This is a genomic window from Lyngbya sp. CCY1209 (assembly GCF_035615495.1).
Lineage (GTDB): Bacteria > Cyanobacteriota > Cyanobacteriia > Cyanobacteriales > Microcoleaceae > Limnospira.
Genome location: NZ_JAJENU010000427.1, coordinates 1 through 5,598 on the forward strand (window position 1 = coordinate 1; position 5,598 = coordinate 5,598).

Annotated in this window: 6 protein-coding genes; 2 read left to right on the forward strand and 4 right to left on the reverse strand. The window is 43.0% G+C overall.

Annotated features, from left to right (window positions below; genetic code table 11):
- A partial coding sequence (locus LKE08_RS12995) for a pre-peptidase C-terminal domain-containing protein (protein WP_324704656.1) occupies window positions 1-1,076 on the reverse strand: 1,076 nt, incomplete at its 3' end.
- Window positions 1,077-1,189: 113 nt separating this feature from the next.
- On the reverse strand, window positions 1,190-1,867 hold the full coding sequence (locus LKE08_RS13000; RefSeq protein ID WP_324704657.1) for a hypothetical protein: 678 nt from the start codon (window positions 1,865-1,867) through the stop codon (window positions 1,190-1,192).
- Between the two features lie 312 nt (window positions 1,868-2,179).
- Here LKE08_RS13000 and LKE08_RS13005 point away from each other — a divergent pair, with 312 nt between their 5' ends.
- Together LKE08_RS13005 and LKE08_RS13010 are read left to right on the forward strand one after the other, a co-directional pair.
- Window positions 2,180-2,488: a hypothetical protein gene (locus tag LKE08_RS13005; RefSeq protein ID WP_324704658.1), complete on the forward strand. Its 309-nt coding sequence runs from the start codon at window positions 2,180-2,182 to the stop codon at window positions 2,486-2,488.
- 125 nt (window positions 2,489-2,613) lie between these two features.
- Window positions 2,614-3,972, forward strand: coding sequence for an NB-ARC domain-containing protein (locus LKE08_RS13010; RefSeq protein ID WP_324704659.1), 1,359 nt, complete (start codon window positions 2,614-2,616; stop codon window positions 3,970-3,972).
- A gap of 245 nt (window positions 3,973-4,217) precedes the next feature.
- Here LKE08_RS13010 and LKE08_RS13015 read toward each other — a convergent pair whose 3' ends face one another.
- Both LKE08_RS13015 and LKE08_RS13020 read right to left on the reverse strand, forming a co-directional pair.
- A complete protein-coding gene (locus LKE08_RS13015; protein ID WP_324704660.1) occupies window positions 4,218-4,985 on the reverse strand; it encodes a ferritin-like domain-containing protein in 768 nt (255 codons plus the stop codon).
- A 204-nt stretch (window positions 4,986-5,189) separates the two neighbouring features.
- Window positions 5,190-5,462 (reverse strand): zinc ribbon domain-containing protein, encoded by a 273-nt coding sequence (locus LKE08_RS13020; protein ID WP_324704661.1) that lies wholly within the window; start codon window positions 5,460-5,462, stop codon window positions 5,190-5,192.
- Between the last annotated feature and the right edge of the window lie 136 nt (window positions 5,463-5,598).

Genomic DNA, 5,598 nt, shown 5'->3' on the forward strand with positions numbered 1-5,598 from the left:
TCGTAGTTGGTATTGCCAGAAGAGAAGGCAGGATAGACTCTTGCATAATAAGTGCCTCCCTGAATTGCTCTACTGATTGTGGCATTAGAATCTGAGTCAGCTCTGCTACTTGTACTTAAAATATCACCATCCCCTTCGTTAATTTCTCCATTATTGTTGAAATCTTTAATCAGTTCAACTCTTGCTGATTCAGTTACACTACCTAATTCCACACTGAATTGACCATTAGTTGGAAGTGTAAACCGATAATAGTCATAAGTATCTTCATCGCCGACAAAATCTTGAAGTACCAAGCCATCTTCAGTTAATACTCCCAATTCACTGGCTTCTGCAAGGGTCGAATTATTGGGCGGTGGCGGATCTTCAACGGGGGTTGGTGGCGGCGGTGGAGGTGGCGTTTCTTGTCCGGCTGTGATAAAGTCATTGCTACTGATGGAAGAAGAAATCACACCATTTAGAATTGCTACAACTTCACCATTGCGGAGAATTTCTGTATTTCCACCAGAACCCCGAACCTCTAAATCAGCAAAGGTAACACCTGCGGGGAGACTCATCTTATCGATACCGGGTTGGAAATCAGTAATCACATCCCGGTCAGCCCCCGATGATGCTAGGATAAATTGGTTGGCGCCACCACTACCTGTTAAAGTGTCTAATCCTTTATCACCGGAGACAATGCTATTTCCAGAGCCTCCAATCACCACATCATTACCCGCGCCGCCATACAGACTGTCATTTCCCGGCCCTCCACTCAGGTTGTCATTACCCAAGTTGCCGAACAAAATACTGTTGCCACCTCCAGCTTCGAGGAAATCATCATTTTGACCGCCAAAGAGGGTATCGTTTCCGCCTCCCCCAGTCATGGTGTCATTTCCTTGGTTGCCGTAGAAAATCCTTCCAGTATTGTCATTCAGTGCAGAATCGTCTCCCTCTAAAAGTGCGATCGCATCTGGAAAAGGTGATGCACTGAAATAGGCAGTTTGGTCTGAGGGAAGCTGAGACATGATAATAGAGTCGTTCCCAGCCGTAGCTATGCCTAAGTCCAAGCCGTTTTCGGTGATAATATCAGAAAGCATGATGGTATTTCCTTCAGAGTTTCAAGAATTTACAACAGTCAAAAGATTGTAGAGATAGGGCTGTAACACTATGCGATCGCATTCCCGTTAACCCGTCATCATAAAATGCTCCTTTAGCTTGAGATTGTGTCTTTTTGAGGTTGGGAATATACGGACTGTAATGCCGTGACAAACTCATCGGCTTCTGAGTTGGTTCCATCAGATTCTAAAAAATATTGTTGGGCTAATTTAGGAATTCGATGCGTTGTGTATGAGCAGAGAGGAAAGCGTCCTTCCGGGCAATTTTGGCAAGGAGACTTTGAATATTGCGATCGCAACCTTAACGTGAGATGCCAAACGATATAAAAAATTGTGATAAACCCCAGCTTTAAAATCCATCCAATCGTCGAGTTCGGAGTCAACCACAAACCCGCATAGCAGAGAAAAATGACTGCAACTCCCAAAAAAAATCTGGCTAGAATTTTGTAAGTTTTTTGCTGAATCCAGATTTGGAGTATCGCCGGAATATAAAGTAAAACCCCTAGAGAAAGTAAGACAAAAAACGGTAAATCCTTTAAAATTCCCAAATAAGGAATCAGCATAATTCCTACAATCATTCCGGAACCCATCATCGAACAACCCAGACAGAAGGGTAAGTTTCCAACCCAAATAATGTGATTGTGATGATACTTGCAAGCGGGATGATGAGCCAGCAAAGGGGTCATGCCTAAATTTTCAATAAAATTTGAAAAAGCAGGCGTTTTTAGATTTCCAAGGCTGATGCTATCACGACTTTTATGAAAACAACTCATACAGATTTTTTGAAAATTAAAACAACAGTCGGAACAGATTGATTGCAACAATTAACCCTCGAATAGGGGAAAGCAGTTACCAGATCCCAACCTTGTTGACCCATTGCATTACATTCTGTATTCACTTTCTCTACATCAGCGACTTTGATACTGTACTCGTATTGCATAAGTTGATCCTCAAAGATTACTAGAATGTGGAATTTTGGGTCGCATTTATTTACATCTATTATATTTTAAATTTCCTTAATTTAACTATCTATATTTTCCCAAATTGTATCGATTCTGAATGGCAGAAATGACACTGGGATTATTATGGTAAATCGTTCCATCCGGGGCAGCATAATTGCCATTAGAAGTGACCCGAAAGCCAGTCCCTACAGTTCCAGCCGAATTGTGAAAGTACAAATCTTTATTTTTCCTATAAAACACTTCGTATTGACCATGCTTACCGGTGATATAGCCAACGACAATGCGATCGCCCGAAGCGGAGTGGGTTGTCATAATACTTCCTTTGCGAACTTCACAAAAATTAATCCTGATGAAGTCAGGGCAGGATTGAATCATGCTTCTTATCTTCTTAACTTATTTATCATTCGTCAAGACCATAAAAGTGGCATTTAAGGGGGTCTTGATCAACGATTTAAAAGTAAAGAAAAGTAAAATTGTGATATTTTGTGGCAAAACAGGGGATAATGTGACATAATGGGGGGTCAGAGGAGGACACACTATAACTGGGTTGAGAAGCTATGGAGATGCAAGAAGCTTTGCAGTGGACGGATCATCTGATTTTTGACAGGACGGGGAAGCATCTGGACTCGCTGCAACGGGCTATTTTGGAGGGTGCGTGGGAAGGGAAAGGATACAAGACGATCGCAGAAGAATACCACTGTACCAACGACCATGTGAGAAAGTCGGCATCGGAATTATGGAAACTTTTGTCGGATCTGTTGGGAGAAGATGTCAGAAAAAAGAATGTGCGATCGCTCCTCGAAAATGGGGTGTTCTCTTACTACAATGATGGGTTACTTATTGGCAATCAAATAAATCTCTGTAACGACCCATACAATCATTGGGAAAAACCCGAAAAGCGATCGCCCGCCCCCAGGAACCCATCCGAACCCCGCCACGACCTCAGCCAAGCCCCGGAAAATGTTCGATTCTACGATCGCAACCACGAATTAGCCACCCTCAAGCAGTGGATATTGACGGAAAATTGCCGCATTGTCACCCTCACCGGATTGTCAGGTATCGGTAAAACCGCCCTCGCCAGACGACTGGTAGAAGACATCAAAGACCACTTCGATCGCATCCTGTGGCGTAGCCATCGAAAATTCCCCACCCTGAACGCCCTGCAAACCCACATCATCGAATTTATCGCCCCACCTCCCCCCACCCAAAACCCATCAATCATCAACCACTTAAACTCCAGAACTTCCATCTTAAACCACCTGCAAAACCACCGTTGCTTAATCATCCTCGATGACTTACAAGAAACCTTAAACCCGGGTGAATGCGTCGGAAATTATCGGCAAGAATACCAAAACTATGGGCGCCTCATCGACGAAATTGGGCGATTTTACCATCAGAGTTGTTTGTTGCTACTGAGTTGGGAACAACCCCTAGAAATCGCCACCCTAGAAGCCGAAGACTGCCACTGCAAAACGCTACAACTCTCCGGCTTGGGGGAATCAGCCAGCCAACTCCTCACCGCCAGACAACTCCGAGACAAAAATCAATGGTCGCGGCTGATCGAGCTTTACAACAGCAACCCTTTATGGTTAAATATAATTGCCACTGCTATTCTCGATTTATTTAACGGTAGCGTCCGGCAATTTCTCTCCTATCCCACCCTATTTTTGGGAGACTTGGAACCCATCCTCAAACAACATTATCAACGCCTGTCAGAATCCGAGCAAATCCTCATCCGGTGGTTGGCAAACCAAGAGCAACCCGTAGAGATCGGCAAAAACCCCCCCGAACTTTTATCAGACTCGGATTTTTTGAAGGCGATACAATCCCTGAAAAAACGGAATTTCCTCGAAAAATCATCAGGGTTAACACTGCAACCCGCGATCGCACAGTATGTCAAAAATTTGATGAGTTAGATCATGTCCGCTTAAACAGTTATGATTCCTGGGTGCCATCTTCTGAAGCGGCTTCAAACTTTAGTATCGATGATAACCTTCACTCACCTCTCCTAAAAGATGGGGGAATAACCAAGCCATTTTCACTGACTTTTAATCTCATTTCAACCTCTTTTTAATTGGCGACGTTCCTACACAAACTGTCAAAGGGCATAATGTAGGTGTTTGATATAGCAGTGTGATCGGCTTTAACTCATCTGGAATTATCACGGTAAAATCAGCCGTTCTCTCAACTGTTTGATTAATGACAAATACTTTTTTGTTTCGCCAATAACAACTTTCAAGAAATTGATGGGGTTGTTTCCATATTTGCTTTGAATTACGGGTGAATGAATGGGTAAAATCATGATACTCGTTCCCAGAATAAAAAAGAGGTGTAGAAGGTTAGAGAAGCGAAACAAAATCTCATTCTTTTCAATATTTAATGCTGCCAAATTCTGCATCTGAAATTTAACGTGCTCGATTTCTTCTTCAGTAATCCTAAGACAAATTGATTTTAAATATTCATTGGAGGTAGCCATCCTTAGGCAAGGATAGTAAATTGTGGCAATAATCTCAGCCGCAGCCAAAACTCGAATTGACATTTCTAGTCCAAATGAGTTACGAATGGCACGAAAAGCTTTGTCGGTAAAAGATTCTGTTCCTAAAGTTAAATTCTGACTTTTTAAAAATTCTGCCAAATAACGGCTATGACGATTTTCTTCCCCGATAAAAAGTTTGATAATTTTTATATAATCAGGATTATCAATTTTCTGGCTCCACCTTTGGGCGTGTTTAATTAACTGCAAGCCTTCGCTGGCTTCTCCCAATTGAAACTCTTGGACTGAATGGTGAATTCTTTGAGCTTCTGTCGGAGTTATTCTCTCAATTTTTCCCAAATATTTTAGATGATTTTTTCTATTTTTTTCGCAATATTCAAGCCAGTTGCTAAAATAATCGTCTGGGATAGAATTTGCCAGATTTGTACGTTTCATCGGATTGTTAACAGTTGACCACTTGGTGACAATTTCACATTGTAGTCATTAAATTTGAGCTTGACAACCAATAGAATAGAGGTAGATGTAGAGGGGCACGCACCATTGAGAGAGATGATGGTGCGTTCCGGGGGGTGCTGTCCAACCAAAATCGGGATGAGTATTACCCCCGGAACACACCCTACTTTTCAGCTACAAGATGATTCAACCGTGGCCGATCATCCAGGGCCGATCGCACCGACTTGGTTTGTATCGGGGGGATTTCGGTTCGCGATCGCGTTTCACCAGTTGCGGTTCCTTACTTTCCGTCCGCCGCAAATTCAAACCCCCCGAATTCAAATTAATATTCGGAGGTGAAAAAATTTTCTCGCTGGGGCGATCGCACTGCGGACAGGACACCGGAGTTCCCACCTCCGCCAACATCTGCCATTTCTCAAACTCCCCGCAATTTGCACAGCGAAACTCATACAGCGGCATACAACAATTCCTCAATGAAAAATACGGTAATTTTAAAGTCCGCGACGTCCCCAGATTAACTGAAAGTCCCCCTTGTTAAGGGGGATAATGGGGGATCAGACTGATCACACCACAGCGTCTGAAAGTCCCCCTTGTT